20 protein-coding genes and 1 pseudogene are annotated in these 26027 nt (G+C 64.5%); 16 read left to right on the forward strand and 5 right to left on the reverse strand.

Annotation, left to right across the window (positions count from 1 at the left end; translation table 11 throughout):
- Nucleotides 1-9 precede the first annotated feature (9 nt).
- Nucleotides 10-594: a periplasmic heavy metal sensor gene (locus LDZ27_RS10125; protein WP_244813966.1), complete on the forward strand. Its 585-nt coding sequence runs from the start codon at nt 10-12 to the stop codon at nt 592-594.
- A gap of 75 nt (nt 595-669) precedes the next feature.
- Here LDZ27_RS10125 and LDZ27_RS10130 read toward each other — a convergent pair whose 3' ends face one another.
- Nucleotides 670-1368, reverse strand: a complete 699-nt coding sequence (locus LDZ27_RS10130; protein WP_244813967.1) for a pirin family protein — start codon at nt 1366-1368, stop codon at nt 670-672.
- A gap of 443 nt (nt 1369-1811) precedes the next feature.
- Between LDZ27_RS10130 and LDZ27_RS10135 the strand changes: the two genes are divergently transcribed.
- From LDZ27_RS10135 to LDZ27_RS10155, 5 genes and pseudogenes are all read left to right on the forward strand, one after another.
- Nucleotides 1812-2498: an ABC transporter permease gene (locus LDZ27_RS10135; protein ID WP_244813968.1), complete on the forward strand. Its 687-nt coding sequence runs from the start codon at nt 1812-1814 to the stop codon at nt 2496-2498.
- 33 nt (nt 2499-2531) lie between these two features.
- Entirely contained in the window at nt 2532-3245 is a 714-nt protein-coding gene (locus tag LDZ27_RS10140; RefSeq protein WP_244813969.1) for an ABC transporter permease, read from the forward strand.
- A gap of 29 nt (nt 3246-3274) precedes the next feature.
- Complete coding sequence (locus LDZ27_RS10145) at nt 3275-4054, forward strand: ABC transporter ATP-binding protein (RefSeq protein WP_244813970.1); 780 nt, start codon at nt 3275-3277, stop codon at nt 4052-4054.
- Nucleotides 4055-4593: 539 nt separating this feature from the next.
- Nucleotides 4594-5763: a porin gene (locus LDZ27_RS10150; RefSeq protein ID WP_244816112.1), complete on the forward strand. Its 1170-nt coding sequence runs from the start codon at nt 4594-4596 to the stop codon at nt 5761-5763.
- Nucleotides 5764-6109: 346 nt separating this feature from the next.
- Nucleotides 6110-7227, forward strand: a pseudogene (locus tag LDZ27_RS10155) (porin).
- A 134-nt stretch (nt 7228-7361) separates the two neighbouring features.
- Here the strand turns inward: LDZ27_RS10155 and LDZ27_RS10160 are convergent.
- From LDZ27_RS10160 to zwf, 3 genes are all read right to left on the reverse strand, one after another.
- The gene (locus LDZ27_RS10160) at nt 7362-9278 is read right to left on the reverse strand and encodes a bifunctional transcriptional regulator/glucokinase (protein WP_244813971.1); all 1917 of its coding nucleotides are present in this window, start codon (nt 9276-9278) and stop codon (nt 7362-7364) included.
- Entirely contained in the window at nt 9259-9981 is a 723-nt protein-coding gene (gene pgl / locus LDZ27_RS10165) for a 6-phosphogluconolactonase (protein WP_244813972.1), read from the reverse strand. Before pgl ends, LDZ27_RS10160 begins: the two co-directional genes overlap by 20 nt.
- Before the next feature lie 141 nt (nt 9982-10122).
- The gene (zwf, locus tag LDZ27_RS10170) at nt 10123-11583 is read right to left on the reverse strand and encodes a glucose-6-phosphate dehydrogenase (protein ID WP_244813973.1); all 1461 of its coding nucleotides are present in this window, start codon (nt 11581-11583) and stop codon (nt 10123-10125) included.
- 611 nt (nt 11584-12194) lie between these two features.
- Between zwf and LDZ27_RS10175 the strand changes: the two genes are divergently transcribed.
- The 5 genes from LDZ27_RS10175 to LDZ27_RS10195 all read left to right on the forward strand — a co-directional run bounded on the left by LDZ27_RS10175 (nt 12195) and on the right by LDZ27_RS10195 (nt 18959).
- Nucleotides 12195-13448, forward strand: a complete 1254-nt coding sequence (locus LDZ27_RS10175; RefSeq protein WP_244813974.1) for an ABC transporter substrate-binding protein — start codon at nt 12195-12197, stop codon at nt 13446-13448.
- A 246-nt stretch (nt 13449-13694) separates the two neighbouring features.
- Nucleotides 13695-14636, forward strand: coding sequence for a carbohydrate ABC transporter permease (locus tag LDZ27_RS10180; protein WP_244813975.1), 942 nt, complete (start codon nt 13695-13697; stop codon nt 14634-14636).
- Nucleotides 14626-15483: a carbohydrate ABC transporter permease gene (locus LDZ27_RS10185; RefSeq protein WP_244813976.1), complete on the forward strand. Its 858-nt coding sequence runs from the start codon at nt 14626-14628 to the stop codon at nt 15481-15483. The genes LDZ27_RS10180 and LDZ27_RS10185 overlap by 11 nt, the downstream gene beginning before the upstream one ends.
- Nucleotides 15484-15533: 50 nt before the next feature.
- Nucleotides 15534-16652, forward strand: a complete 1119-nt coding sequence (locus LDZ27_RS10190; protein ID WP_244813977.1) for an ABC transporter ATP-binding protein — start codon at nt 15534-15536, stop codon at nt 16650-16652.
- 180 nt (nt 16653-16832) lie between these two features.
- On the forward strand, nt 16833-18959 hold the full coding sequence (locus LDZ27_RS10195) for a prolyl oligopeptidase family protein (protein WP_244813978.1): 2127 nt from the start codon (nt 16833-16835) through the stop codon (nt 18957-18959).
- Between the two features lie 546 nt (nt 18960-19505).
- Here LDZ27_RS10195 and LDZ27_RS10200 read toward each other — a convergent pair.
- On the reverse strand, nt 19506-20717 hold the full coding sequence (locus tag LDZ27_RS10200) for a Bcr/CflA family multidrug efflux MFS transporter (RefSeq protein WP_244813979.1): 1212 nt from the start codon (nt 20715-20717) through the stop codon (nt 19506-19508).
- 183 nt (nt 20718-20900) lie between these two features.
- Between LDZ27_RS10200 and LDZ27_RS10205 the strand changes: the two genes are divergently transcribed.
- The 5 genes from LDZ27_RS10205 (at nt 20901) to ribBA (ending at nt 25992) form a co-directional block, all read left to right on the forward strand.
- The gene (locus tag LDZ27_RS10205; protein WP_244813980.1) at nt 20901-21380 is read left to right on the forward strand and encodes a hypothetical protein; all 480 of its coding nucleotides are present in this window, start codon (nt 20901-20903) and stop codon (nt 21378-21380) included.
- Between the two features lie 214 nt (nt 21381-21594).
- Nucleotides 21595-22878 carry a glutamate-1-semialdehyde 2,1-aminomutase gene (gene hemL, locus LDZ27_RS10210; protein ID WP_244813981.1) on the forward strand — a complete coding sequence of 428 codons (1284 nt, stop codon included), beginning with the start codon at nt 21595-21597 and terminating at the stop codon, nt 22876-22878.
- 22 nt (nt 22879-22900) lie between these two features.
- Nucleotides 22901-24022 (forward strand): bifunctional diaminohydroxyphosphoribosylaminopyrimidine deaminase/5-amino-6-(5-phosphoribosylamino)uracil reductase RibD, encoded by a 1122-nt coding sequence (gene ribD / locus LDZ27_RS10215; protein ID WP_244813982.1) that lies wholly within the window; start codon nt 22901-22903, stop codon nt 24020-24022.
- A 30-nt stretch (nt 24023-24052) separates the two neighbouring features.
- On the forward strand, nt 24053-24667 hold the full coding sequence (locus LDZ27_RS10220; RefSeq protein WP_244813983.1) for a riboflavin synthase: 615 nt from the start codon (nt 24053-24055) through the stop codon (nt 24665-24667).
- A 158-nt stretch (nt 24668-24825) separates the two neighbouring features.
- Entirely contained in the window at nt 24826-25992 is a 1167-nt protein-coding gene (gene ribBA, locus LDZ27_RS10225; RefSeq protein ID WP_244813984.1) for a bifunctional 3,4-dihydroxy-2-butanone-4-phosphate synthase/GTP cyclohydrolase II, read from the forward strand.
- Nucleotides 25993-26027: the final 35 nt, after the last annotated feature.

The raw sequence follows: 26027 nt of genomic DNA on the forward strand, positions 1-26027 counted from the left end.
AGTCTCACAATGGGCAAGCACTACCGCATCCTCACTGCCACCGCCACGGCGCTCGCGCTCAGCTTCGGCGCAGCCTACGCCGCCACCAACGACGCCCCGCCCGCGCCGCCCGCAGGCGGTCCGGCCATGATGGGCGGTCCCGGCGGCCCCGGCGCTCACCGCATGGAAATGCGCATGCACAAGCAGATGGATCAACTGCACAGCCAGTTGAAGCTGAACGCCGATCAGGAAAAGCTGTGGCAGACCGCCATCGACACGATGAAGCAGAACCGCCAGACGATGCGCGAGAGCCATCGCCAGATGCACCAGCAATTCGAGTCCATGCAGAACCAGCCGATTCTCGACCTGAACGCGATGCACGCGGCGCATCAGAAGATCGAGCAGCAGCAGGCCCAGTTGCGCGAACAGACCGAGACCGCGTGGCTCAACTTCTATAACGCGCTGAACGACCAGCAAAAGACCACGGTCAGCACGGCGCTCAAGAAGCACTTCGCCCGGATGCACGAACACGAAGAGAAGATGCACGAGCGCTGGGGCAAGCATCGCGGCGGCGCCGACGCCGCGGCGGGCGCGTCCGCCACGACGAAGCCCTGAGCGTTTCGAAAAGGCAGAAAAAAACCGCGGGGCAACGAACTGCCCCGCGGTTTTTTCATGCGCGTGCGGCCGCGTTCACGCCAAATCGAACACCAGCACTTCCGCGTTCTCGCCGCCGTCGATCGTGACGCGCGACACGTCCTCGAGCTTCGCGGCATCGCCCGCCCCGAGCGCCTCGCCGTTCACCGACACCTTGCCACGCGCCACATGCACATACACGCGCCGGCCTGCGGGCACCTCGAAGTCGGCGCGCTCGTCGCCATCGAAGAGGCCCGCGAAGATGCGCGCGTCCGCGCCGATCGTCACCGAACCGTCCGTGCCTTGCGGCGATGCGATCACGCGCAGGCGGCCGCGCTTTTCATCGTCGGCGAAGCGCTTTTCCTCGTAGCCCGGCGCGCCGCCCGCTGCATCCGGAATGATCCAGATTTGCAGGAAATGCGCGGTCTCGGTGGGCGATCCGTTGAACTCGCTGTGCCGAACGCCCGTGCCCGCGCTCATGCGCTGCACGTCGCCGGGGCGGATCGTCGAGCCGTTGCCCATGCTGTCGCGGTGCGCGAGCGCGCCTTCGAGCACATAGCTCACAATCTCCATGTCGCGATGACCGTGCGTGCCGAAACCCTGCCCGCCCGCGACGCGATCTTCGTTGATGACGCACAGCGCGCCGAAGTGGACGTGCTCGGGATCGTGGTAATCGGCAAACGAGAAGCTGTGGTGCGAGTCCAGCCAGCCGTGATTGGCATGACCGCGCTCGTTGCTGCGGCGAATCTCGAACATGATGATGGCTCCCGGTGTAGTCGTTGAACTGCGATGAACGAAATGTAAGGGCGCCCGTCCGCCGAAACAACGAGGGCGACGGCACTACACCGTCCCGCTGGTGGATGTAATCGGACATGTCCGGCTATCGCTCGCGCGCGAGCCGCGTTCGGGTAAAATACCGCGCTTTTCGGGTGGCGCACGCGCGCGCAGGCCACGCGCTGACCACGTGCAGACCACGCGCAAGCCGCGCGGGCACGCACGACGAGCTTGGTCCGCGCCATTTTTGGCCACCTAGAATACGCACCGCCGGCGCGGCGAGCCGGAGCGCCGGGCAGAAGAGAGAACATCGGCACTGGCGGGACGAAACGCCGGGGACGCTCCCGCGGCGCGCACTGGCGACTGCGGCGGCGAGCCGCTTCGCGCACATGTCGAATGTTGCGCACCCTTACCAAGGAATCACCATGTTGCAAGGCTACGGTCCGCTGATCCTCGCGGGCACCTGGCAGACCGTCAAGCTGGCGGTGTTGTCGCTCGCGTTCGCCTTCGTGATCGGCCTGATCGGCGCGGCGGCGAAGCTCTCCCGCAACCGGCTGGCGTCGGGCATCGGCACCGTCTACACGACGCTGATTCGCGGCGTGCCCGATCTCGTGCTGATGCTGCTGCTCTTCTATAGCCTGCAAATCTGGCTGAACCTGCTCACGGATCAGCTCGGCTGGGACCAGATCGACATCGACCCGTTTCTCGCCGGTATTCTCGTGCTCGGCTTCATTTACGGCGCGTACTTCACCGAGACCTTTCGCGGCGCGTTTCTTTCCGTGCCGCGCGGCCAGCTCGAAGCCGGCGCCGCTTACGGCATGACGCCGTGGCAGACCTTCTCGCGCATCATGTTTCCCCAGATGATGCGCTTCGCGCTGCCGGGCATCGGCAATAACTGGCAGGTGATGGTGAAGGCGACGGCGCTCGTGTCGATCATCGGACTCGCCGATGTCGTGAAGGCCGCGCAGGACGCGGGCAAGGGCACGCAGCGGTTCTTCTTCTTCACGCTGCTTGCCGGCGCGGTCTATCTCGTCATCACCACGGTTTCCAACTTCGTGCTGATCTGGCTGGAGCGGCGCTATTCCACCGGCGTGCGCAAGGCGGACCTGTAACAGCGATATGCAGCGATATAAGCGGCGGACTTCATGATCGAAATCATCCAGGAATACTGGAAGAACTACCTCTTCACCGACGGCTACCGCATCACCGGTCTCGCGATCACGATGTGGCTGCTCGTCGTTTCCATCGGCTTGGGCTTTTGCCTCTCCGTGCCGCTCGCGGTCGCGCGCGTCTCGAAGAACAAGCTGCTCTCGCGCGGCGTGTGGCTCTATACGTATGTGTTTCGCGGCACGCCGCTCTACGTGCAGCTGCTGCTCTGCTACACGGGCCTCTACAGCCTGCAGGTCGTGCGCGATCACATGCTGCTCTCCGAATTCTTTCGAAGCGGCATGAACTGCACGCTCCTCGCGTTCACGCTGAACACCTGCGCCTACACGACCGAAATCTTCGCCGGCGCGATCAAGGCGACGCCCTACGGCGAGATCGAAGCCGCGCGCGCGTATGGCATGTCGACGTTCACGCTGTATCGGCGGGTAATTCTGCCTTCCGCGCTGCGGCGCGCGCTGCCGTACTACAGCAACGAAGTCATCCTGATGCTGCACGCGACGACCGTCGCCTTCACCGCGACCGTGCCGGACATCCTCAAGATCGCGCGCGACGTAAACTCCGCGACCTATCAGTCGTTCCAGGCGTTCGGCATCGCCGCCCTGCTGTATCTCGTCATTTCGTTCGCGCTCGTGTGGCTCTTTCGCCGCGCCGAGCATCGCTGGCTCGCGTACCTGCGGCCTCAAGGCAAATAAGTCAGGCAATCGGGCTTGAAGGACCGTTCATGAATTCCCAGAAGCACAAGCTGTTCGTCGATGACATCCACAAGCAGTACGGCAGCAACGAAGTTCTGAAAGGCGTTTCCCTGCGCGCCAATGCGGGCGACGTCATCAGCATCATCGGCTCGTCGGGGTCGGGCAAGAGCACGATGCTGCGTTGTATCAACTTCCTCGAACAGCCGAATCAGGGCCGCATTTTTGTCGACGGCGCCGAAGTCCGCACGACGAAGGACAAGACCGGCGCGCTGAAGGCCGCCGATCCGAAGCAGTTGCGGCAAGTGCGCTCGAAGCTCTCGATGGTGTTCCAGCACTTCAATCTGTGGTCGCACATGAACGTGCTGGAGAACGTGACCGAAGCGCCCGTCAACGTGCTCGGCCTGCCGAAGAAGGAAGCCGAAGACCGCGCGCGCACGTATCTGGAAAAGGTCGGGCTCGCGCCGCGGCTCGAGAAGCAGTATCCATCGCATCTGTCGGGCGGGCAGCAGCAGCGCGTGGCGATTGCGCGCGCGCTCGCGATGCATCCCGATGTGATGCTCTTCGACGAGCCGACGTCCGCGCTCGACCCGGAACTCGTCGGCGAAGTGCTGAAGGTGATGCAGACGCTCGCCGAGGAAGGCCGCACGATGATCGTCGTCACGCACGAAATGGCGTTCGCGCGCAACGTGTCGAACCATGTCGTCTTTCTGCATCAGGGACGCATCGAGGAGGAAGGCCATCCGGACGACGTCTTCGGCAATCCGCGAAGCGAACGGCTCAGGCAGTTCCTCTCGGGCAGCCTCAAGTAGCCCGCCTTGAATCGTTGCAGCAAAGCGCCCTTCGCGGCGCTTTTTTTACGCCCGTTCACCGCCTGAACCGGCGTTTTCATGGCCTGCGCCGAACTAGCGCCACGACGTGGCGGCGTCAATAGGCGTCAAACCTGACCCCGAAACTTCACACGTCTGAAAGCCTTACAGGACAAGGCGCTCGCGCCCGTTTCCCATGCTATGGGTCGCGTTCGTACCACACAGGCATTGCGTTTTTGACACACAGCCGCGTCAATCATCAAATTCCTTTGGCGACTGCAACGTATTTTGTTAAATTGGTAACTAAAGTACCAAAACGAAGTGCACAAAAAGTAGTTTTACTTCAAAACAAAATGAGGAGACACCGATCGACGGGTCGGCGTCACGGTTCGGCGTCGATCTCGTGCCCACGACGCGCGGATCGCCCTGAGCGCTACCGCCCGCGCGTGTCCTTCCTCTGAAACCATTTCCGGTTGGGTGCGTTGCACCGAACCGCACGCGGCAGCACTTGGGTTTTTTTCTTGACAGGGTTGGAGGAGATGATGAAGAAAGCTTTGCTCGCGGCAGCAGCACTGCTGACGTTCAGCGCGGTGGCGCACGCTCAAAGCAGCGTGACGCTGTATGGTCGCCTGGACGCGGGGCTCGAATACATGAACGGCGTGCCGACCGGTACCGGTCCTACCGGCGCGGCGACCGGCAGTTCGCATCGCTTTCGTGCGGAAAGCGGCGACTGGGGTACGAGCCTGTGGGGTATGAAGGGCGTCGAAGATTTGGGCGGCGGCTATCGCGCCGTGTTCCAGTTGGAAGGCAGCTTCAACACCATGACGGGCACGGGCCCCGGCGGCGGCGGTCTCTTCAATCGCTGGGCGACGGTCGGCGTTGCCAACAACAACTTCGGCACGCTGCTCCTGGGCCGCGAACTCTTCATCGCTAACGGCGTGTGGGACTTCGATCCGTTCGGCCAGTCGAACTGGTCGTCGGCATCGCTCGTGCGTGGCCGCAACTGGCCGCAGTCGAGCAACAACATTTCGTACCAGTCGCCGAAGTTCGCGGGCTTCGACTTCTACGGCCAGTACTCGCTGTCCAATGCGACGAACTGGAACGGCAACGGCACGACGCCGCAAGGCCGTGAGGGTGGCGCATACATCACCTACACGTCGCCGCTCTTCCAGATCCGCGGCATGTACGACGAAATCCGCAACCCGGCCAACGGTCTGCTCGGCGGCGCGTACAACGCGCTCAACGGCGGCACCACCGCTGCGAACAACGCGAACGGCAACGGCGTGTATGCGTACTCGCGCGAGTACACGGCGATGTTCAACCTGTTCCTCGGCCAGTTCAAGGTTCAGGGCGCTTATCAGGCGATCCGTTCTTCGGGCATGACGGGCCAGTTGCCCGGCCAGCCGACCACGCTCGACCACGAATGGGGTGGCGTGACGTGGCAAGCGACGCCGGCAGCGGCGCTGATCGCGGCCGTCTACCACGTGAACGGCAACAACGGCGCGGGTAACTCGAACATTTATACGGTCGGCGGCTCGTACAACCTGTCGAAGCGCACGCTGCTCGACCTGCAAGTCGCGAGCGTGCGGAACAGCCGGACGGCCAACTACGGCCTGAACGCGAACAACTTCGGCACGGCTTCGGCGACGGACAATCCGCTGCCGGGCCACAGCCAGACCGGCGTGTACGCAGGCATCCAGCACTCGTTCTAATCGGCGGGTCTGAACAGAACAGTTTCAGAGTAGTTTTTCACGCTGCTGCGAGAGGCGCGTATCGGTGCGATGTCCGAAAGGGTATCGCACCGTTTTTTATTGGCGCGGCCGGTTGGTTGCGCACTCCGTCAAGGCCGTGCGCGCGGAGTGTGACCGCGTTTGTGAAATTGAATCAAAAGTACACGACGGCAGCTTCGAAAATGTAGTTCTCCTTCAAAATCGATCCAAACCGGGGAGACCAGAGCCAGCGCTTTGCGCCCTTCCCTCGAACGATTCGGCCGGATGCATCCGCATCGGGCCATGAGCAGCACCTTGTTTGACTTTCGAAAGGGGTTTGGAGGAGATGATGAAGAAGGCTTTGCTCGCAGCCGCAGCGCTGCTGACGTTCGGCGCGGCGGCGCATGCTCAGAGCAGCGTGACGCTGTATGGACGCCTCGATGCCGGGCTCGAAATATGAACGGCGTGCCGACCGGTTCCGCGTCCAACGTGACGGGAAGCCGTATCCGCGCCGAAAGCGGTGACTGGGGCACGAGCCTCTGGGGTATGAAGGGCGCCGAAGATCTGGGCGGCGGCAATCGCGCCGTGTTCCAGCTGGAAGGCAGCTTCAACACGATGAACGGTACCGGCCCGAGCAGCGGCCTCTTCAATCGCTGGGCGACGGTCGGCATCGCCAACAATAGCTTCGGTACGGTGCTGCTCGGTCGCGAGCTGTTCGTGTCCAACGGCGTGTGGGACTTCGATCCATTCGGCCAGTCGAACTGGTCGTCGGCGTCGCTCGTGCGGGGCCGCAACTGGCCGCAGTCGAGCAACAACATCTCGTATCAGTCGCCGAAGTTCGCGGGCTTCGACTTCTACGGCCAATATGCGCTGTCGAACGCGACGAGCTGGAACGGCAACGGAAGCACGAGTCAGGGCCGCGAAGCCGGCGCGTATGTCACGTACACGTCGCCGCTCTTCCAGATCCGCGGCATGTACGACGAGATTCGCAATCCGGGTAACGGCACGCTCGGCGGCAGCTACGACGACACGAACGGCGTCTACGCCTACTCGCGCGAATACTCGGCGATGGCCAACGTCTTTCTCGGCCAGTTCAAGCTGCAGGCCGGCTATCAGGCCATCCGCTCTGCCGGCATGACCGGCCAGTTGCCCGGCCAGCCGACCACGCTCGACCACGAATGGGGCGGCGTGACGTGGCAAGCGTCGCCGGCAGCAGCACTGACCGCAGCCGTCTATCACGTCAACGGCAACAACGGCGCGGGCAATGCGACGATGTACACCGTCGGCGGTTCGTACAACCTGTCGAAGCGCACCCTGTTCGATCTGCAAGTCGCCACCGTGCAGAACAGCAAGACGGCGAACTATGGCCTGAACGCGAACGGCTTCGGCTCAGGCGTTTCGACGGACAATCCGTTCCCCGGCCGCAGTCAGACGGGCGTCTACGCGGGCATCCAGCACTCGTTCTGATCGCCCGATCGGTCTGAGACGCAAGACGGTGCGATTCTCGAAAGGGGATCGCACCGTTTTTCGTCGCGCGCACCAGAAAAAAGGGCCGCCGATTGTGCATCGGCGGCCCTTCCATTCTGTGCTTCTCGTTCGCGCTATTCCTTCACCGCGCCCGATGCGCCATGACTCAGCCAGTCGAGGACGGCGCCGGCTTCATCGTCGCTCGATTCGCGCGCCTTCGCGACCGTCTCGCTGATGTTCGCGCCGGGCTTGGGCGCTGCGCGGCGGATGGCGACCCCCACCGCGAGAATGTCGATGATGACGAGGTGCAGAATGCGCGAGATCATCGACAGTTGCGATTCGCGAATCTCGATGTGATCGGTCTCGAGCGCGACGGTCGCGCGCTTGGCGAGCGGCGTGTTGCTCGACGTGATCGCGATGACGGTCGCGCCCTGCTGCATCGCCACTTCGAGCACGCGCAAAAGTTCCGGCGCGCGCCCCGACTTCGATACGGCCACGATCACGTCGCCCTTGCCCAGGAGCGCGGCGGACGCAGCCTGCATGTACAGATCGCCGTAAGCGATCGTCGGGATGCCGAAGCGGAAGAACTTGTAGTGCGCGTCCTGCGCCACGATGTTCGAATTCCCGAGGCCATAGAACTCGATGCGCCGCGCACCGTTCAGAATGTCGATCGCCCGCTCGACGTTCTCGAAGTTCAGGTGCTCGCGCAACTGAAGAATGGCCGACACCGTGTTGTCGAGCACTTTCGCGCCGAAATCGGTGGCGGTGTCGCCGAGATGCACCTGGCTGTGGCTCACCGGAATGGTGCCGGTCAAGCCCGTGGCGAGCTTCAGCTTGAAGTCAGAGAGGCCCTGACAGCCGAGCGAGCGGCAAAAGCGGATCACCGTGGGCTGGCTCACGTCGGCCTTGCGCGCAATGTCGATGATCGGATCGTTGATGATCGAGCGCGGATGATTCAGCGCGAGGTCGGCTACGCGCCGCTCGGCGGGCGTGAGCGCGTCGCGCATCTGGCGAATGCGCTCGAAGACCGCCGACGATCCGCTGTTCGCGCGGTTCGACAACTGCTCGGAAAGAATCGCCGATACCCCGAGAAACGCCGGATATTCAGCCGTGATGACGTAAGTCGGAATGCCCGACAAATATTGCTGAAAGCGCCCTTTCGCCTCGAAACGCTCGCGAAACGGCGACTTGTGGAAAAGCTCGCCGAGCTTCAGCACCACGCCGCCGCCGATATAAATGCCGCCTAGCGCGCCGAGCGTCACCGCGATGTTGCCCGAAAACGTGCCGAGAATGCCGCAGAAGCAGTTCACCGCCTCGAGCGCGAGCGCTTCGCCGGCATGCGCGCGAGTGGTGACATCGGCGCTGCTGAAAGTGTCCGCGACCGGAACGCCGTCCCTTTCCGCGAATGCGCGATAGATGAGTTCCAGCCCCGGCCCCGCCGACACGCGCTCGAACGACACATGCGGCCACTTGCGGCGCGCGTAGCGCATCACGAGGTCTTCGCTTTCGTTGAACGGCGAGAACGTCGCATGGCCGCCTTCGCTGCCGAGCGCGATCCAGCGATCGTCGGCGGGAATGAGACCGGAGACGCCGAGACCCGTGCCCGGCCCCAGCAGGCCGATCACGCTGTTCTGACGGCGCGCGCCGCCGCCGATCTGCACGCGCTGCGCATCGGTGAGACCGGGCAGCGCCATCGCGAGCGCGGTGAAGTCGTTCACGACGAGCAGCGTATCGAAGCCGAGCGCGCGGCGCGTCGCTTCGATCGAAAAGCTCCAGTCGTGATTGGTCATCTTGACGTGATCGCCGTCCACCGGATTCGCGATCGCAATGGCCGCATGGTTCACGCGGCCGACCTTCGTGTCCTTCAGATACTGCTGCATGACTTCCGCGATGCCGGGGTAATCGGCCCCCGGATACACGCGAATCTGCCCGATCTCGCCGGGCGCCGTCTCCAGCGCGAAACGCGCGTTCGTCCCGCCGATGTCGGCGAGCAACCTCGGTCCATCGGCGTGGCTCGCCGCCGGCGCGGCCTTATGCACACCAGTAGACATCGAGCTTCACTCCTTCATCGTTGGCCAGCGTCGAGATGGCATTCTTTTGACGGGCGGCGAGCGCGGCGTTCAGTACGTCGAGTTTTTTCTGGCCGGAGATGAAGAGAAAAAGCTGCTTCACCTGCTTGAGCGCGGACATCGACAGACTCACGCGCGCGTGCGGCGCGCTACCCGGATGCACGGCGACGAAGCGGTCCTGCGTGGAAATGGCGAAGTCCCATTCGGGCGCGTCCGCGAAAATGGAAGCCGTGTGGCCGTCCTCGCCCATGCCGAGCACGACGACGTCCGGCAGGCCGCGCCGCGCGTCGGCATTCAGGGCGGCGACGTGCGCTTCGAGCGACGCCGATGTATCGACGAGCGGCAGGAAGTACGCCCCCGCGCCCGCGTTTTGCAGCAGCGTTTCGCGAACGAGGCGCGCGTTGCTCGCGGAATCGGTTTCGGGCACCCAGCGGTCGTCGACGAGCGTGACGTCGATATGCGCCCAGTCGAGCGGCTCGCGCGAGAGCGTCTGCAAGAACGGACGCGGGCTCGTGCCGCCGGACACGGCGAGCGTGGCATGAGCGGAATGTCCTGACGCCTGTGCGCTTGCATCGGCCGATGCGGCGCCCCTGGCCGCGAGCGACGCGGCGAGCGCGTCGCTGACGGCTTTCGCCAGCGCGTCCGAATGGGCGCGCGGGTCGTCGAAAGTGCGAAGCTCGATCACTGCTCCTCCATCCTGCTTGTCTTGGTTTATCGACCCGCCTTCACCGCGAAGCCGCGAGCGGCCCGCGAAGCGGTCTTTGCGTGCTGGCGCCCGCGCCGCGTCTCTCTCGGGGAGACCGTCAGCGCGACGCCCTCAATTCCTTCAATTCTCTTCTTCGAGCCAGCAAGTGCCATGCTGCGCGAGCATCGCGCTCGACGCCGCCGGTCCCCACGTTCCCGCCGCGTAGGGCTTGGGCTTGTTCGTCGACGCGGCCCACGCGTTCAGGATGGGCTCGACCCAGCGCCAGGCGGCTTCCTGCTCGTCGCGCCGCACGAAAAGCGCGAGCCGGCCGTGGATCACGTCCAGCAGGAGCCGCTGATACGCCTCCATCTGCCCTTCCTTGAAGAACTGGTCGAAGGCGAGATCCAAATGGACGCTGGCGAGGTTCATGCCCTCGCCCGGCTGCTTGGCGAGGCAATAGAGCCGGATGGTCTCGTTGGGCTGCAGCCGGATGACGAGCCGGTTCGCGCCCGCGCGCAGCGCGTTCGCGCCGAGCGCCGAGTGCGGCACCGCCCGGAAATTCACGACGATTTCCGCCACGCGGTCCGCGAGCCGCTTGCCGGTGCGCAGGAAGAACGGCACCCCCGCCCAGCGCCAGTTTTCGATCTCGACCTTCAGCGCGACGAAGGTTTCGGTGGTGCTGTCCGGGCGCACGCCCGGCTCGGTCGCATACGCCGGCACCGATGCACCGCGGATCACGCCGCCGTGATACTGCCCGCGCACCGCGACGCGGCTGATGTCGCGCTCGTCGACTGGCTTGAGCGCGCGCAGCACGCGCAGCTTCTCGTCGCGCACGGAGTCGGAATCCATCGAATGCGGCGGCTCCATCGTCACGATGGAAAGCAGTTGCAGCAAGTGGTTCTGCACCATGTCGCGCAGCGCGCCGGTGTTGTCGTAGAAGTCGCCGCGCGCCTCCACGCCGAGTTCTTCCGCAATCGTGATCTGGATGCTCTCGACCCATTCGCGCCGCCACAGCGGTTCGAAAAGCGCATTGCCGAAGCGCAGCGCGAGCAGGTTCTGCACCGGCTCTTTGCCGAGGTAATGGTCGATCCGGTAGATCTGCTCTTCCTGGAAGATTTCGCCGACGGCGTCGTTGATCGCGTTCGACGACTTCAGGTCGTAGCCGAGCGGCTTTTCGAGCACGATGCGCGCGTTCTGATTCAGGCCCACATCCGAGAGTGCGCGGCAGATCGGCACGAAGAGCGACGGCCCGGTAGCCAGATAGAAGACGCGCGTGCCGTCGTGCTGGGCGAGCGCATCGCGCAGCACGACGAAGTCTTCCGCGCGGCCGAGATCGAGCTGCACGTACTGAATGCGTTCGAGAAAGCCTCGCCACACCGTCTCGTCGATGCCGTTCTTCGACACATGCGGCTTCACGTGCTCCTCGACCCATGCGAGGTATTCGCCCGGCGCCTGCGCGCCGCGCGCGACCGCGACGATCTTGCCCGACGCCGCCAGCAAGCCCGCCCGATGCGCCTCGAAGAGCGCGGGAAGAATCTTGCGCATCGACAAGTCGCCGGTCCCGCCGAAGAGCACGAAGATGAAGTTCGAGTCGCTTTGCATGGGTCTCTGGGGCCGCCTGTGAAGTCGATGGAACGCCGGCGCGAGGTCGGTGTGAAGCCGAACGAACGCGGACCGTAGTTCGACAAAATTTTTTTTGACACTGAATTGTAGTTTAACTACAATCCAAATCAAGAGGAAATGTCATCCCGGAAAAAATTGGCTTGTCAATCAGAAGCTGAGTGTTTTCCCTAGGGCGGCAGTTCTGAATGCATGTTAACGGAGTCCGGGCGCCGCTGCTTTCAAAGATCGGGCCTTTATCCGGTGCGTTCGGCCTCGCGCCTGCATGTCATTGCGCGCATCGAACGCCGCTGCCGCGCAGGCAAAAATCAAAAGCAATCACTTGCATGGGCCGGCACGGGCATCACGCCAGCATCGGTCCACAGAGGAGACAGTCGTTGCGATCTGACCTACTCATCTCGTGAGAGCCGTGCGGCCGAGCTTCGGACTGCCGGCATCGCGCGCGCATTGCCCGCACGCGGCAAGCGTCTCCGCCGACATCCCGGTTCCCGGCCACCCAGGCATTGACCGTCGTTCAATCACCGTTTTTTCAACGCTTCCTGGCGACATCAGGGGCCACTCGTTACTTGTTCAGGTGCTGGAGGAGATAAACAATGAAAGTCCGTAAGCTCATGGGCGCGCTGTGCGCCGCAGGTCTTCTGTGCGGCGCGACGGCGTCGGCGGTGCGGGCAGCCGAGGCTGTGTCCGTGCTGCACTGGTGGACCTCGGGCGGCGAATCGAAAGCGGTCGGCGTGCTCAAAGACGACATGACCAAGCAGGGTTACACCTGGAAGGACTTCGCCGTTGCGGGCGGCGCGGGCGCTGCCGCGATGACCGCGCTCAAGACCCAGGTGATTTCCGGCAACGCGCCGTCGGCGGCGCAGATCAAGGGCCCGCTGATCCAGGAATGGTCGGAGCAAGGCGTGCTCGTGCCGATCGACTCCGTCGCCGGCGACTGGAAGAAGAACCTGCCGCCCGAAATCGACAAGATCATCCACGCTGACGGCCACTACGTCGCCGCGCCGTTCTCGGTGCATCGCGTGAACTGGCTGTACATCAACAAGGCCGCGCTGGACAAGGCAGGCGGCAAGGTGCCGACCACCTGGCCCGAGTTCTTCCAGGTCGCCGACAAGATGAAGGCCGCGGGCATCATGCCGATCGCGATGGGCGGCCAGCCGTGGCAAGACCTGACGCTGTGGGAAGACGTCGTGCTGTCGCAAGGCGCCGATTTCTACAAGAAAGCGATCGTCGATCTCGACCAGAAGACGCTGACCTCCGACAAGATGCTTCAGGTGTTCGACACCGTCCGCAAGATTCAGGGCTACTTCGACAACGGCCGCACCGGCCGCGACTGGAACCTCGCCACGGCCATGGTCATCAACGGCAAGGCCGGCATGCAGTTCATGGGCGACTGGGCGAAGGGCGAATTCGCCGGCGCGAACAAGAAGGCCGGCACGGACTACGTCTGCGCCGCGGTGCCGGGCACGGAGAAGTCGTACACGTTCAACGTCGATTCGTTCGTCTTCTTCCAGCAGAAGGGCCAGAAGACCGCGACGCCGGGCCAGCTCGCGCTCGCGAAGACCATCATGTCGCCGGATTTCCAGGAGCAGTTCAGCCTGAACAAAGGCTCGATCCCGGTGCGTCTCGGCGTGAAGATGGACAAGTTCGACGACTGCGCGAAGAAGTCCTACTCTGACGAACAGACGGCCATCAAATCGGGCGGCTACGTTCCGTCGCTCGCGCACGGCATGGCTCAGGGCGACGCCGTCGCGGGCGCCATGACCGACGTCGTGACGAAGTTCATGAATTCGTCGCAGGATTCGAAGAGCGCGGTTCAGGCGCTCGCGAACGCAGCAAAGACGAAGTAAGCGTAAAGCGCAGTCACGGGCGGCATGCGGCGCTGAATAGCCGCACGCCGCCCCGCTGCCATAGAAGTACAGAAACGCAGCCTTGACGTCGCATCAAAGCGCCGGTTAGCAGAAGTCAGCCGTTTCGAACGTTCCAGACATTCCGAACGCTTCGAACGCACACCTTCGCACCGCGCGCGCAAGTCAGCGTCATCCAAGCGCGACCAGGCGTATTCATGCGCCGGCGCATCTTCCAGGAGTCGAGTTGTGACTGCCTCCCTCAGCGGTACCGCGGAAAAAAGTCCGCACCAGCCTCGCCGCGCTTCACCCACGGCGGCGCTCGCCGATCGCTGGATTCCCAAGCTGGTGCTCGCTCCCAGCATCGTGATCGCGCTCGTGTTCGTCTACGGCTTCATCGCCATTACGGGCTATCTGTCGCTGTCGGAATCGCGACTGATGCCGCGCTACGAATTCGCAGGCTTCGACCGATACCGGCAACTCTTTGCCAACGACGTCTGGTGGACGTCCGCCGCCAACCTCGGCTGGTTCGGCATTCCGTTCATCGCCATCTGCGTCGGCCTCGGGCTCTTCCTCGCGATCCTGCTCGACCAGAAGATCCGCAACGAAGGCGCATTGCGCGCCGTGTTCCTGTACCCGATGGCGCTGTCGTTCATCGTGACGGGCACCGCGTGGCAGTGGATTCTGAATCCCAGCCTCGGCATGGAAAAAGTCTTCCACGACTGGGGCTGGACGAGCTTCTCGTTCAACTGGCTCGGCGATCCGGACAAGGCCATCTTCTGCGTCGTCATCGCGGCGGTGTGGCAATCGACCGGCTTCGTGATGGCGCTCTTTCTTGCCGGTCTGCGCGGCGTGGACGGCGAAATCTTCAAGGCCGCGCAAGTGGATGGCGCGACGCTGCCGACCATCTACCGCAAGATCGTGATTCCGAGCATGCGCCCGGTGTTCTTCTCGGTGCTGCTCATTCTCTGCCACATCACGATCAAGACGTTCGACCTCGTCGTTGCGCTCACCGCAGGCGGGCCGGGCACGTCGTCGTCGCTGCCGGCCATCTTCATGTACACGTTCTCGTTCAACCGCGGGCAACTGGGCGTCGGCGCCGCGTCCTCGATGATGATGCTCGCCACCGTCGTCGCGGTTCTCGTGCCGCTCATGTATCTGGAATCGAGGAGCACCCGCAATGCAGCCTAAGATGACGATCAGCCGCGCCGTCATTTACGCGGTGCTGATTCTTTTCGCGCTCTACTTCCTGTTCCCCATCTACGTGATGCTGTCGACGTCGTTCAAGGACCTCGACCAGCTTCGCACGGGCAACCTGCTCACGCCGCCGTCGCACTTCACGTTCGCGCCGTGGGTGAAGGCGTGGCAGGAAGCGTGTACCGGCGTGCGTTGCGACGGCATGGAGCCGTTCTTCATGAACTCCGTGCGCATGGTGATTCCCGCCGTGCTGATCTCCTCGATCGTCGGCGCGTTCAACGGCTACGTGCTCACGCACTGGCGCTTCCGCGGCGCGGACGCGTTCTTCACCATGCTGCTCGTCGGCTGCTTCATTCCGTTTCAGGCAATCCTCTTGCCCATGGCGCGCTTGCAGGGTTTCCTCGGCCTGTCGAACACAACGTCCGGCCTCGTGCTCGTGCATGTGATCTACGGCATCGCGTTCACGACCATGTTCTTCCGCAACTTCTACGTGAGCATTCCGGCTGAACTCGTGAAGGCGGCGCGCATCGACGGCGCGGGCTTCTTCGTGATCTTCACGAAGATTCTGCTGCCCGTGTCGCTGCCGATTTTCATGGTCTGCCTCATCTGGCAGTTCACGCAAATCTGGAACGACTTCCTGTTCGGCATCGTGTTCTCGGGCGTCGATTCGATGCCGATCACGGTCGCGCTGAACAACCTCGTGAACACGTCGACGGGCGTGAAGGAATACAACGTCGACATGGCGGGCGCGATCATCGCGGCACTGCCGACGATTCTCGTCTACATGATCGCAGGACGCTATTTCGTGCGCGGCCTGACCGCGGGCGCGGTGAAGGGTTGAGCGCACTGAGACGCGCTTCCCGCTGAAGAGACAACATAGAGGATTCAAGCATGGCAAGCCTTTCCATCCGTGACGTGTACAAGACCTACCCGAACGGGGTGCCGGTTCTCAAGGGCGTCAACATCGATATCGAGGACGGTCAGTTCCTGATCCTCGTCGGCGGCTCGGGCTGCGGCAAGTCCACGCTGCTCAACATGATCGCGGGGCTGGAGACCGTGACGAAGGGCGACATCATGATCGACGGCAAGACGGTGAACAACCTCTCGCCGAAAGACCGCGATATCGCGATGGTGTTCCAGTCCTACGCGCTCTACCCTTCCATGAGCGTGCGCGACAACATCTCGTTCGGTCTCAATATCCGCAAGGTGCCGAAGGACGAGCAGAAGAAGATCGTCGATCGCGTGTCGGAGACGCTGCAGATCGGCCATCTGCTCGACCGCAAGCCGGGGCAGTTGTCGGGCGGCCAGCGTCAGCGCGTCGCGATGGGCCGCGCGCTCGCCCGCGATCCGGTCATGTTCCTTTTCGACGAGCCGCTGTCGAACCTCGACGCCAAGCTGCGCATCGAAATGCGCTCGGAAATCAAGCTGCTGCACCAGCGCCTCGGCACGACCATCGTCTACGTGACGCACGACCAGATCGAAGCGATGACGCTCGGCGACCGGATCGCGGTGATGAAAGACGGCGTCGTGCAGCAATTCGGCGCGCCGCAGGAAATCTACGATTCGCCGTCGAACCTCTTCGTCGCGGGCTTCATCGGCGCGCCGCCGATGAACTTCATCGCCGGCAAGCTCGTCGATGCGGGCGCGGGCGTCGGCCTGCAACTCGATACGGGCGTCGTGCAGAAAGTGCTGAATCTGCCGTTCGATGCCGCGAAGCTGCGTGGCAAGGTCGGACAGGACGTGGTGCTCGGCCTGCGTCCGGAGCGCATCACCGATTCGCGCAGCGCGCATAACGTCGCAGACGCGAGCCTGCAACCGATCGACGTGCGCGTCGACGTGATCGAGCCGACCGGCCCGGACACGCTCGTGTTCGCGCAGGTGAACGGCAAGCGCATCGTGTCGCGCGTGCATCCGGCGTCGAACCCGCAGCCGCTGTCGAACATGACGCTGCTCTTCGACGTCTCGAAGGCCGTGCTGTTCGATCCGCAGACGGAAGAGCGGCTCGCCTGATCGCGCTCGTCGTCTCGTCTGCATCCGAAGCCGCGCTTAATGCGCGGCTTTTTTCTTGCCTTGCGCTCAATGCGCGGCTTTTTCTTGCGCCGCACGCAATGCGCGGCTTCTTCTTTGCGTCGCGCCAACGAGCGGATGCGGCACAATCAGCGTTTCGCTTTTCCGGATGTGCCGCACCTCATGTCTTTTCTCTCCGATCACCCCGCCCTCCTCTGGCCGCAAGCCAGCGATTCCGATCCGTTCATCGGCCTCGAAGCGCTGGACGACGCCCGCGTGCAAGCCTGGATCGATGCGCAGAATCGCCGCACCGAAGCCGCCTTCGGCCAAACGCCCGCTGCCCGCGCGCTCGCGACGCGGCTCGAAAAGGCGTACACGTCGCAGGATCGCATCGTCACCTGCTCGCGCTACGGCGACTGGGCATACAACACATGGCAGGACGACGCGCATCCGCTCGGTATCGTGCGGCGCGCGCCGTGGCAGACGTGGCTCGACGGCAAGCCGGAATGGGACATCGTCCTCGACGTCGATGCGCTCGACATCAACACGAGCCCCGACGACGACACGCGCTGGGCGCTCTCCGATTTCGACATGCTCTATCCCGGCTACGATCGCGCGCTGGTTTCGTTTTCGCCGGGCGGATCGGATGCGTGCATCGTGCGCGAATTCGATATCACGACGCGCCGCTTCGTTGACGATGGCTTCGCGCTGCCGGACGTCGGCAAGCACGACATTTCCTGGATCGACCGCGACACCGTCTATGTCGGCTGGGACGACAGCAAGACGAACGCGCGCCCCGCGCTGACGACATCGGGCTTTCCGCGTGAAGCGCGGCGCTGGCGGCGAGGCACGCCGCTCGCGGGCGCGCCGGTGGTTTTCGAGGGTAAGCGCCGTGACGTGTCGGCGGGCGCGGACTACGATCCGCTCGAAAAGCTCCATCTCGCCTCGCGCGCCGTGACGTTCTACGACACGCTGCAGTACTGGCTCGACGAAACCACGAACGAATGGCAGCAATACGATTTGCCGCCGCATGTGGAAATCGAGCACTGGAACGGCTGGCTCTTCGTGACGCCGCGCAAGCAATGGAACGCGGGCGGCCGCCGTTACGCAGCCGGATCGCTGACCGTGATCCGGCGCGACGCGTTTCTCGCCGGCTCGCGCGATTTCACCGCGCTCTTCACGCCGGCCGAGCGTCGAGTGCTCGCGGGCATCGATTTCACGAAGCACTGGCTCATCGTCTCGCAAATGGACGACGGCACGCCGCGCGTCACGCTCTGGCGCCCGCCTGCGGATGCCACAGCCGCCTGGGAATCGCGCGAGTTCGCGTTGCCCGAGGCGAGCCAGTCCTACGTCGATTCGATCGACAGCGAGCGCGACGACACGGTGCTCATCCACGTCGAGCACTTTCTGACGCCGCCGTCGCTTTATCACGCCGATTTCGCGAGCGACGCCGCCTGGACGCTGCTCGCGCGCCTGCCCGCCCAGTTCGACGCGACGGGGCTGAGCGCCGTGCGCCGCCATGCCATCGCGCGCGACGGCGAGCGCATTCCCTACTGGCTGATCGGCCGCGATGTCGACGCGGAGCGCATCGCCGGGCCGCGCCCCTGCCTGCTCTACGGCTATGGCGGCTTCGAAGTCGCGCTCGATCCGAGCTACGACGCGACGACCGGCATCGCGTGGCTCGAACGCGGCGGCCTCTACGCGGTCGCCAACATCCGCGGCGGCGGCGAGTTCGGCCCGCAATGGCATCAGGCGGCGCTGCGCGAAAACCGCCAAGTCTCGTTCGACGATTTCGTCGCGGTCGCCGAGGCGCTCGTCGAAACGGGCGTGACGACTGCGAGACAGCTCGCGATTCGCGGCGGCAGCAACGGCGGCCTGCTCACCGCCGCGTGCATGGTCCAGCGGCCCGAGTGCTTCGGCGCGGTGCTGTCCGAGGTGCCGCTCGTCGACATGGCGCGCTTTCATCGGCTGTTGCAGGGCGCATCGTGGATCGACGAATACGGCGATCCCGACGATCCCGCCGATCTTCGTCATCTGATCGCGTATTCGCCGTATCACAACGTGAAGGCCGATGCCGCCTATCCGCCGGCGCTGTTCACGTCATCCACGAGCGACGACCGCGTGCATCCCGGCCACGCGCGCAAGATGGTCGCGAAGATGCAGGCGCAGGGACACGCGAACGTCTGGTATCAGGAAACCGGCGAAGGCGGCCACGGCGCGGGCGTCGAGCCGCAGGCGGTCGCGCAGGCGGAAGCGTCGGCGTTCACTTTTCTTGCCTCGATGATCGGACCGCTGCCCGAAGGCGACTGACTGCGCGGAAGGGCGCAAAACGCGCAACAGAGCGCTTCGGCGAACGGGCATCGGCGCCTTACGATTCGAATTCGTTCGATATAGACGGCCTTACAGCCGGCCTATGATTCAAACACTCCTTGTTGCTTTCGGCGGTCGTCTTCCTGGACAAAAGCGGCCGCCGATCGTGAAGCGAACCGGCAGTGGACAGCGCCGGTTCTCAAACAGGAGTAGTTCGAAGTACTGGCTTTTGACCGAACCGATCCGGAACGCCTTTGACCCAGAAATTCCCGATCATCGAGCATGAGGAGACGCCTATTGCCCAAACCGAATCGAGCGAGTATTCACCTTTGACCCTGTTGAATACTGCCAGCATGAGACGAGCGCGTGTCCGCTTCTGACCCAGGCGGACACCGTACAAAACAAGGCTCGACCAGCATGCACTTCTGACCCGAGCGCATGCTGAATTCGATCCAGAAACACCTTTGACTCAAACTGACCTCGCCATCGCGCGAGGTTTTTTTCGGCTATCGCTTTTTTTGCAGCTTCAAAGCGCGACGCCTCGCGTCAAACCCGCGCGGGCGCCGCGTGCGAGCGCATGACCAGCATGCGTCCGGCGAACGTGAGCACGCCGCACACGCCGATCACGATGCCCATGCCATGCGGCGACACATCGTGGAAAAGCCCGACCGCGAGGCTCGCCAGCGCGCCGAGCGCAAGCTGCATCGCGCCGAAGACCGCCGCAGCCGCGCCGGCGTTGCGCGGGTAACGGTGCATCAGCTCGGTCGTGCAGTTGGCCGACAGCAGTCCGACCACGCCGACCACGAAAAAGAGGCTCGCCACGATCGACCACAAGCCGCCCCATCCCGTAAGCGAAACCAGCGCGACCGCGATGGCCGCCGCCACGCTCACGAACGCCGCGCCGGAAATCATCTTCAGCGCGCCGAGCCGCCCGACGAGCTTCGTGTTTAGCACGTTGCCGCCGATGATCCCGACGATATTCAGCCCGAAAAGCAGCCCATAGTGCTGCGGCTTGACGTGAAAGTAGTCGATATAGACGAAGGGCGTCGCGGTGATGTAGGCGAACATCGACGCGAACGCCATGCCGCCGCAGAGTACGTGGCCCCACGTCACGGAATCGGTCAGAAGATGCCCGTAGGCCGCGAACGACTTGCCGAGCGCCGCGCCCGCGCGCTTTTCCTTGGGCCAGGTTTCCGGCACGCGCAGGAACGCGGTCACCGCACAGACCGCGCCGAAGAGCGTGAGCGCGACGAACACCACGCGCCAGCCGCCGAGCAGCAGCAATTGCCCGCCGATCAGCGGCGCGAGCAAGGGGCCGATCGACGTGACGATGGATAGCATCGAGAGAACGCGGGCCGCGTCGGTCGGCTCGTGGGCGTCGCGGGCGATCGCGCGGGACAGCACCGAAGCAGCGCCCGCGCCGAGCGCCTGCAAGAAGCGCACGAAAACGAGCGCGTCGATGGAAAAGGCCGCCGCGCAGCCGATGCTCGCGAGCGCGTACAGCGCAATGCCGCCGAGCAGGATGGGCCGTCGGCCGTAGGCATCGGAAAGCGGGCCGTAGAGCAGCATGCCGAACGAGAAGCCGAACATGAAGCTCGTAAGCGTGCCCTGCGCCGCGGCGGGACTCGTGCCGAAGGCGGCCGCGAGCGACGGCAGGCTCGGCAGATACATGTCGATGGACAGCGGGCCGCACGCGGCGAGCGCCCCGAGCAACAGAATCAGCCGGCCATCGGGCCGGCGACGGGTGGTGTCTGACATCGATTGAGCAAGGAAGGAAAACGGGAGGTGCTTCGCGGCCTTTTTTGCTGCTATTCGCTGCTTTTCACTGCGATTCACTGCTTCGATGCTGTCGGCGTTGAAAGCGAGCAACCATTGTACGCGAGCCTCGGATCGATTCCGGCGCGCTAAGCTCGCCGTTGTTCCTTTCGCTTGCCGGACGAAATGACTGCCTTTCTGCTGATCTGGAGCCCGAAGAAGTGGCCGTGGCCCGAATTGCCCGATGTCGCGCGCCGCGTCGCCGCGGGCGAAGCCGTCGCCGACGTCTGGGGCTGCGGCACCGCGCGCGGTCTCATGCCGGGCGATCGGGTGTTCGTGCATCGCGTATCGCAGGAACCGAAAGGCGTGTTCGCGTCCGGCTTCGTCACGCGCGCGCCCTACGAAGTGCCCGACGCGCGGGCGAAACGCGGCTATCGGCTCTGCATCGACTTCGTGTACGACTGGCTCGTCGATGCGACCGAGCGCGTCGTCGTCACGCGCGACGAATTGCGCGCGCATCCTTTTTCGATGCAGACGTGGGACGCGCAAAGCTCCGGCACGATCATCAAGCCGATGGCCGAAGGCGCGCTCGAAAAGCTGTGGACCGCGCGCACGGGGCGGCGCGCGCTTTGTTTCCCCGAACCGGCGACGCCGGACCGCGCCTGAAACCGGCACCGGCGACGCGCCAGCCGCGAACCGGCCTAACCGCCCCCGCCCGCTCGCAACGACTCCGGTACAATTTCGGCAACAATCGTCGCGCCGGACCGCGCATCGCAGTGCGCTTCAGAAGCCTTTCTCGCCGTGCTGCGCCGCGCTTTTCGCTCATCGCGAACGCCCGTCCCGCGCGTCTTGCATCCACTTTCAGCGCAGGTCCTCATCCATGTCCAAGAATCAAGCTCTCTTCGAACGCGCGCAGCAAACCATTCCGGGCGGCGTCAATTCGCCGGTGCGCGCGTTTCGTTCGGTCGGCGGCACGCCGCGCTTCATCGAGCGCGCGCAAGGCGCCTATTTCTGGGATGCCGAGGGCAAGCGCTATATCGACTACATCGGCTCGTGGGGTCCGATGATTCTCGGCCACGTCCATCCCGAAGTGCTCGAAGCGGTGCAGCGCGTCCTCGCCGACGGCTTCTCGTTCGGCGCGCCGACCGAAGCGGAAATCGAGATCGCGGAGGAAATCTGCAAGCTCGTGCCGTCCATCGAGCAGGTTCGCATGGTCTCGTCCGGCACCGAAGCGACGATGAGCGCGCTGCGTCTCGCGCGCGGCTTCACGAACCGCAGCCGCATCGTCAAGTTCGAGGGCTGCTATCACGGTCACGCGGACAGTCTGCTCGTCAAGGCCGGTTCCGGATTGCTGACGTTCGGCAACCCGACGTCGGCGGGCGTCCCCGCGGACATCGCCAAACATACGACGGTGCTCGAATACAACAACGTCGAGCAACTGAACGAAGCGTTCGCGGCGTTCGGCGCGGAGATCGCCTCGGTGATCGTCGAGCCGGTCGCCGGCAACATGAACCTCGTGCGCGCGACGCCCGAGTTCCTCGCCGCGCTGCGCGAGCGCTGCGACGAGTACGGCGCGGTGCTGATTTTCGACGAAGTGATGTGCGGCTTTCGCGTGGCGCTCGGCGGCGCACAGCAGGTATACGGCATCCGGCCGGACCTCACGTGTCTCGGCAAGGTCATCGGCGGCGGCATGCCGGCGGCCGCGTTCGGCGGGCGTCGCGACATCATGGCGCATCTCGCGCCGCTCGGCGGCGTCTATCAGGCGGGCACGCTGTCGGGCAATCCGATCGCGGTCGCGGCCGGCCTGAAAACGCTGCAACTGATCCAGCGCGACGGCTTCTACGACGATCTCGCGAATCAGACGCGCAAGCTCGCCGATGGCCTCACGTCCGCCGCGCGCGAGGCGAACGTGCCGTTTAGCGCCGATGCCATCGGCGGCATGTTCGGCCTCTACTTCATGGACACGGTGCCGGAGAGCTTCGCGCAGATCGCGCACGGCGACACGAAGCGCTTCAACGCGTTCTTCCACGCGATGCTCGATGCGGGCGTGTATTTCGCGCCGTCCGCGTTCGAAGCGGGCTTCGTTTCGAGCGCCCACGACGACGCGGTGATCGGCGCCACGCTCGATGCGGCGCGCGGCGCGTTCGCGTCGCTCGCGGCCTGACGCCGTCGATCGGGCCGCCGCGATGTTCTCGCAATCGGACTTCACCTACATGGAGCGCGCGCTCGCGCTCGCCTCGCGCGGCATGTACACGACGACGCCGAACCCGCGCGTCGGCTGCGTGCTCGTCAAGAACGGCGAAGTGATCGGCATGGGCTTCACGCAGCCCGCCGGCCAGGATCACGCCGAAATTCGCGCACTGAAGGACGCGCGGTCTCGCGGCAAGGACCCGCGCGGTGCAACGGCCTACGTGACGCTCGAACCGTGCAGTCACTTCGGCCGAACGCCGCCGTGCGCGCACGCGCTCATCGACGCGCGCGTCGAGAAAGTGATCGCCGCGATGGAGGACCCGAATCCGGCCGTCTCCGGGCGCGGCCTCGCGATGCTGCGCGACGCGGGCATCGACGTGCGCTGCGGGCTGCTCGCGAACGAGGCGCACGAAATGAACATCGGCTTCGTCTCGCGCATGACGCGGCGGCGTCCGTGGGTTCGCATGAAAGTGGCCGCGACGCTCGACGGGCGCACCGGCCTGCCGTCGGGCGAAAGCCAGTGGATCACGGGCGAAGACGCGCGCGCCGACGGCCACGCCTGGCGCGCGCGCGCCTGCGCGATCCTGACGGGCATCGGCACGGTGCGCGAGGACGATCCGCAACTGACCGTGCGCGCGGTCGATACGCCGCGCCAGCCGCAGCGCGTGCTGATCGACAGCCGGCTCGACGTGCCGCTTCACGCGCGCATTCTGGACGGCGCGCCGCCGTGGATTTTTCACGCCGCCGATGCCGATCCGGATCGCGCCGACGCGCTGCGCGAAAAAGGCGCGGAGCTCGTCGAACTGTCGAACGAGCACGGCAAGGTCGATCTCCCCGCGATGCTCACCGCGCTCGCGGATCGCGGCATCAACGAGTTGCACGTCGAGGCGGGGCACAAGCTCAACGGGTCGCTGCTGCGCGAAGGCTGCGTCGACGAACTGCTGGTCTATCTCGCGCCGAGCCTGCTCGGCAGCGCCCCCGGCATGTTCGACTTCGCGCCGCCCGCCACGCTCGATGCGCGGCCGCATCTGAAGTTTCATCGCATCGACCGGCTCGGCGACGATCTGCGCATTCTCGCGCGCTTCGCCGATGCACACGTCGCCACACCATCGCTTTAAGCTGCACATCGCTAGAAAGGAAAGCCGTTCATGTTTACTGGAATCGTCACGGCGGTGGGCCGCATCGAGAAAGTCACGCCGCTCGGCGCGGAGCCGGAAGCGGGCGTGCGCCTGACCGTCGGCGCGGGCGGGCTCGATCTTTCGGACGTCGAACTCGGCGACAGCATCGCGATTCAGGGCGCGTGCATGACGGTGATCGAGAAAGCGGCGAATGCGTTCGATGTGGACGTGTCGCGCGAAAGCCTGAACAAGACGGTCGGTCTCGGCGATGCGCTCGCCGAAGTGAATCTGGAGAAGGCGCTGCGGGCGCACGACCGGCTGGGCGGGCATCTCGTTTCCGGTCACGTCGACGGCCTCGGCGTGGTGTCGCGCTTCGAGCGCGTGGGCGAATCGCACGAACTGCGGATCGTCGCGCCGAAGGACATCGGCAAGTATCTGGCCTACAAGGGCTCGGTGACGGTCAATGGCGTTTCGCTGACGGTCAACACCGTGAGCGACCGCGAGAACGGCTGCGAGTTCTCGATCAACCTGATCCCGCATACCGTCGAAGTCACGACGTTGAAGGCGCTGCGCGCAGGCGCTAAGGTCAATCTGGAGATCGACCTGATCGCGCGGTATGTCGAGCGGATGATGAGCGCGTCGTGATGCGCGCGTGGGCGTAGCGCGGGTTCGACGTCGAACTCGCGTTACGCCTGCTTTCTCACCTTGAACTCCGCGCCTTCTCCTGCGCGATTGCGAGCGCCGGTCCATCAGCCGTGGCGTAAAATACGCCCTTTCCCAATGAGACCCGCCGGGACGCCGCCATGTCGATCGCTTCCACCCCAGAAATCATCGCCGAACTCAAAGCCGGCCGCATGGTGATCCTCGTCGACGAGGAGGACCGCGAAAACGAAGGCGATCTGATCGTCGCCGCCGATTTCATCACGCCCGAAGCGATCAACTTCATGGCGCGCTTCGGTCGCGGCCTGATTTGCCTCACGCTCACGCAGGAACGCTGCAAGCGGCTCAATCTTCCGCTGATGACCCAGCGCAACGGCACGCAATACGGCACCGCGTTCACCGTCAGCATCGAAGCCGCCGAGGGCGTCACCACCGGCATTTCCGCCGCCGACCGCGCGCGCACCATCGCCGCGGCGGTCGCTGAGAACGCGCGCGCCGAGGACATCGTCCAGCCGGGCCACGTCTTTCCGATCATGGCGCAGCCCGGCGGCGTGCTCGTGCGCGCGGGCCACACCGAAGCCGGCTGCGATCTGGCCGCGCTCGCGGGCCTCTCGCCCGCTTCGGTCATCTGCGAAGTGATCCGCGACGACGGCGAAATGGCGCGCCTGCCCGATCTCATCGAATTCGGCGCGCAGCACGGCATCAAGATCGGCACGATCGCCGATCTGATCCACTACCGCAGCCGCACCGAATCGATCATCGAGAAGGTGAGCGAGCGCACGATGCAAACGGCGCACGGCGCTTTCCGCGCGGTGCTGTATCGCGACGAACCGACCGGCTCGCCGCACATCGCGCTCGTGCGCGGCACGCCTTCGCCGGATCGCGAAACGCCGGTGCGCGTGCATGAGCCGCTGTCGGTGCTGGACCTGCTGGAAATCGATTCGTCGACGCACTCGTGGACCATCGACGCCGCCATGAAGGAAATCGCCGAGCGCGATCTCGGCGCAATCGTGATGCTCAATTGCGGCGACAGCCGCGAGCATCTCGTCGACATGTTCCGCGCGCTCGACGAGACCGAGAAAGCGGCCAAGCTGCAACGCCGCCCGATCGACTTCAAGACTTACGGCATCGGCGCGCAGATTCTGCGCGACCTGGGCGTCGGCAAGATGCAGGTGCTCGCCAATCCGCGCAAGCTCGGCAGCATGTCGGGCTACGGGCTCGAAGTGACCGGCTTCATTCCGATGCCCGGCTGCCCCGCAACGGCCGCGAGCGCGTCGGATGCGACGGTCGCGCACCTTCGCTCGGCGTGAGCGCCCAAACCACCCAATTCCAAACGAACGGACCC

Source organism: Caballeronia sp. Lep1P3 (assembly GCF_022879595.1).
Classification (GTDB): Bacteria; Pseudomonadota; Gammaproteobacteria; order Burkholderiales; family Burkholderiaceae; genus Caballeronia.

Excerpts from the sequence above, each read along its gene's own strand:
- LDZ27_RS10125 (WP_244813966.1), top strand. The coding sequence starts at position 10 with ATGGGCAAGCACTACCGCATCCTCACTGCCACCGCCACGGCGCTCGCG.
- LDZ27_RS10130 (WP_244813967.1), bottom strand. The coding sequence starts at position 1,368 with ATGTTCGAGATTCGCCGCAGCAACGAGCGCGGTCATGCCAATCACGGC.
- LDZ27_RS10135 (WP_244813968.1), top strand. The coding sequence starts at position 1,812 with ATGTTGCAAGGCTACGGTCCGCTGATCCTCGCGGGCACCTGGCAGACC.
- LDZ27_RS10140 (WP_244813969.1), top strand. The coding sequence starts at position 2,532 with ATGATCGAAATCATCCAGGAATACTGGAAGAACTACCTCTTCACCGAC.
- LDZ27_RS10145 (WP_244813970.1), top strand. The coding sequence starts at position 3,275 with ATGAATTCCCAGAAGCACAAGCTGTTCGTCGATGACATCCACAAGCAG.
- LDZ27_RS10150 (WP_244816112.1), top strand. The coding sequence starts at position 4,594 with ATGAAGAAAGCTTTGCTCGCGGCAGCAGCACTGCTGACGTTCAGCGCG.
- LDZ27_RS10160 (WP_244813971.1), bottom strand. The coding sequence starts at position 9,278 with ATGTCTACTGGTGTGCATAAGGCCGCGCCGGCGGCGAGCCACGCCGAT.
- zwf (WP_244813973.1), bottom strand. The coding sequence starts at position 11,583 with ATGCAAAGCGACTCGAACTTCATCTTCGTGCTCTTCGGCGGGACCGGC.
- LDZ27_RS10175 (WP_244813974.1), top strand. The coding sequence starts at position 12,195 with ATGAAAGTCCGTAAGCTCATGGGCGCGCTGTGCGCCGCAGGTCTTCTG.
- LDZ27_RS10185 (WP_244813976.1), top strand. The coding sequence starts at position 14,626 with ATGCAGCCTAAGATGACGATCAGCCGCGCCGTCATTTACGCGGTGCTG.
- LDZ27_RS10190 (WP_244813977.1), top strand. The coding sequence starts at position 15,534 with ATGGCAAGCCTTTCCATCCGTGACGTGTACAAGACCTACCCGAACGGG.
- LDZ27_RS10195 (WP_244813978.1), top strand. The coding sequence starts at position 16,833 with ATGTCTTTTCTCTCCGATCACCCCGCCCTCCTCTGGCCGCAAGCCAGC.
- LDZ27_RS10200 (WP_244813979.1), bottom strand. The coding sequence starts at position 20,717 with ATGTCAGACACCACCCGTCGCCGGCCCGATGGCCGGCTGATTCTGTTG.
- LDZ27_RS10205 (WP_244813980.1), top strand. The coding sequence starts at position 20,901 with ATGACTGCCTTTCTGCTGATCTGGAGCCCGAAGAAGTGGCCGTGGCCC.
- hemL (WP_244813981.1), top strand. The coding sequence starts at position 21,595 with ATGTCCAAGAATCAAGCTCTCTTCGAACGCGCGCAGCAAACCATTCCG.
- ribD (WP_244813982.1), top strand. The coding sequence starts at position 22,901 with ATGTTCTCGCAATCGGACTTCACCTACATGGAGCGCGCGCTCGCGCTC.
- LDZ27_RS10220 (WP_244813983.1), top strand. The coding sequence starts at position 24,053 with ATGTTTACTGGAATCGTCACGGCGGTGGGCCGCATCGAGAAAGTCACG.
- ribBA (WP_244813984.1), top strand. The coding sequence starts at position 24,826 with ATGTCGATCGCTTCCACCCCAGAAATCATCGCCGAACTCAAAGCCGGC.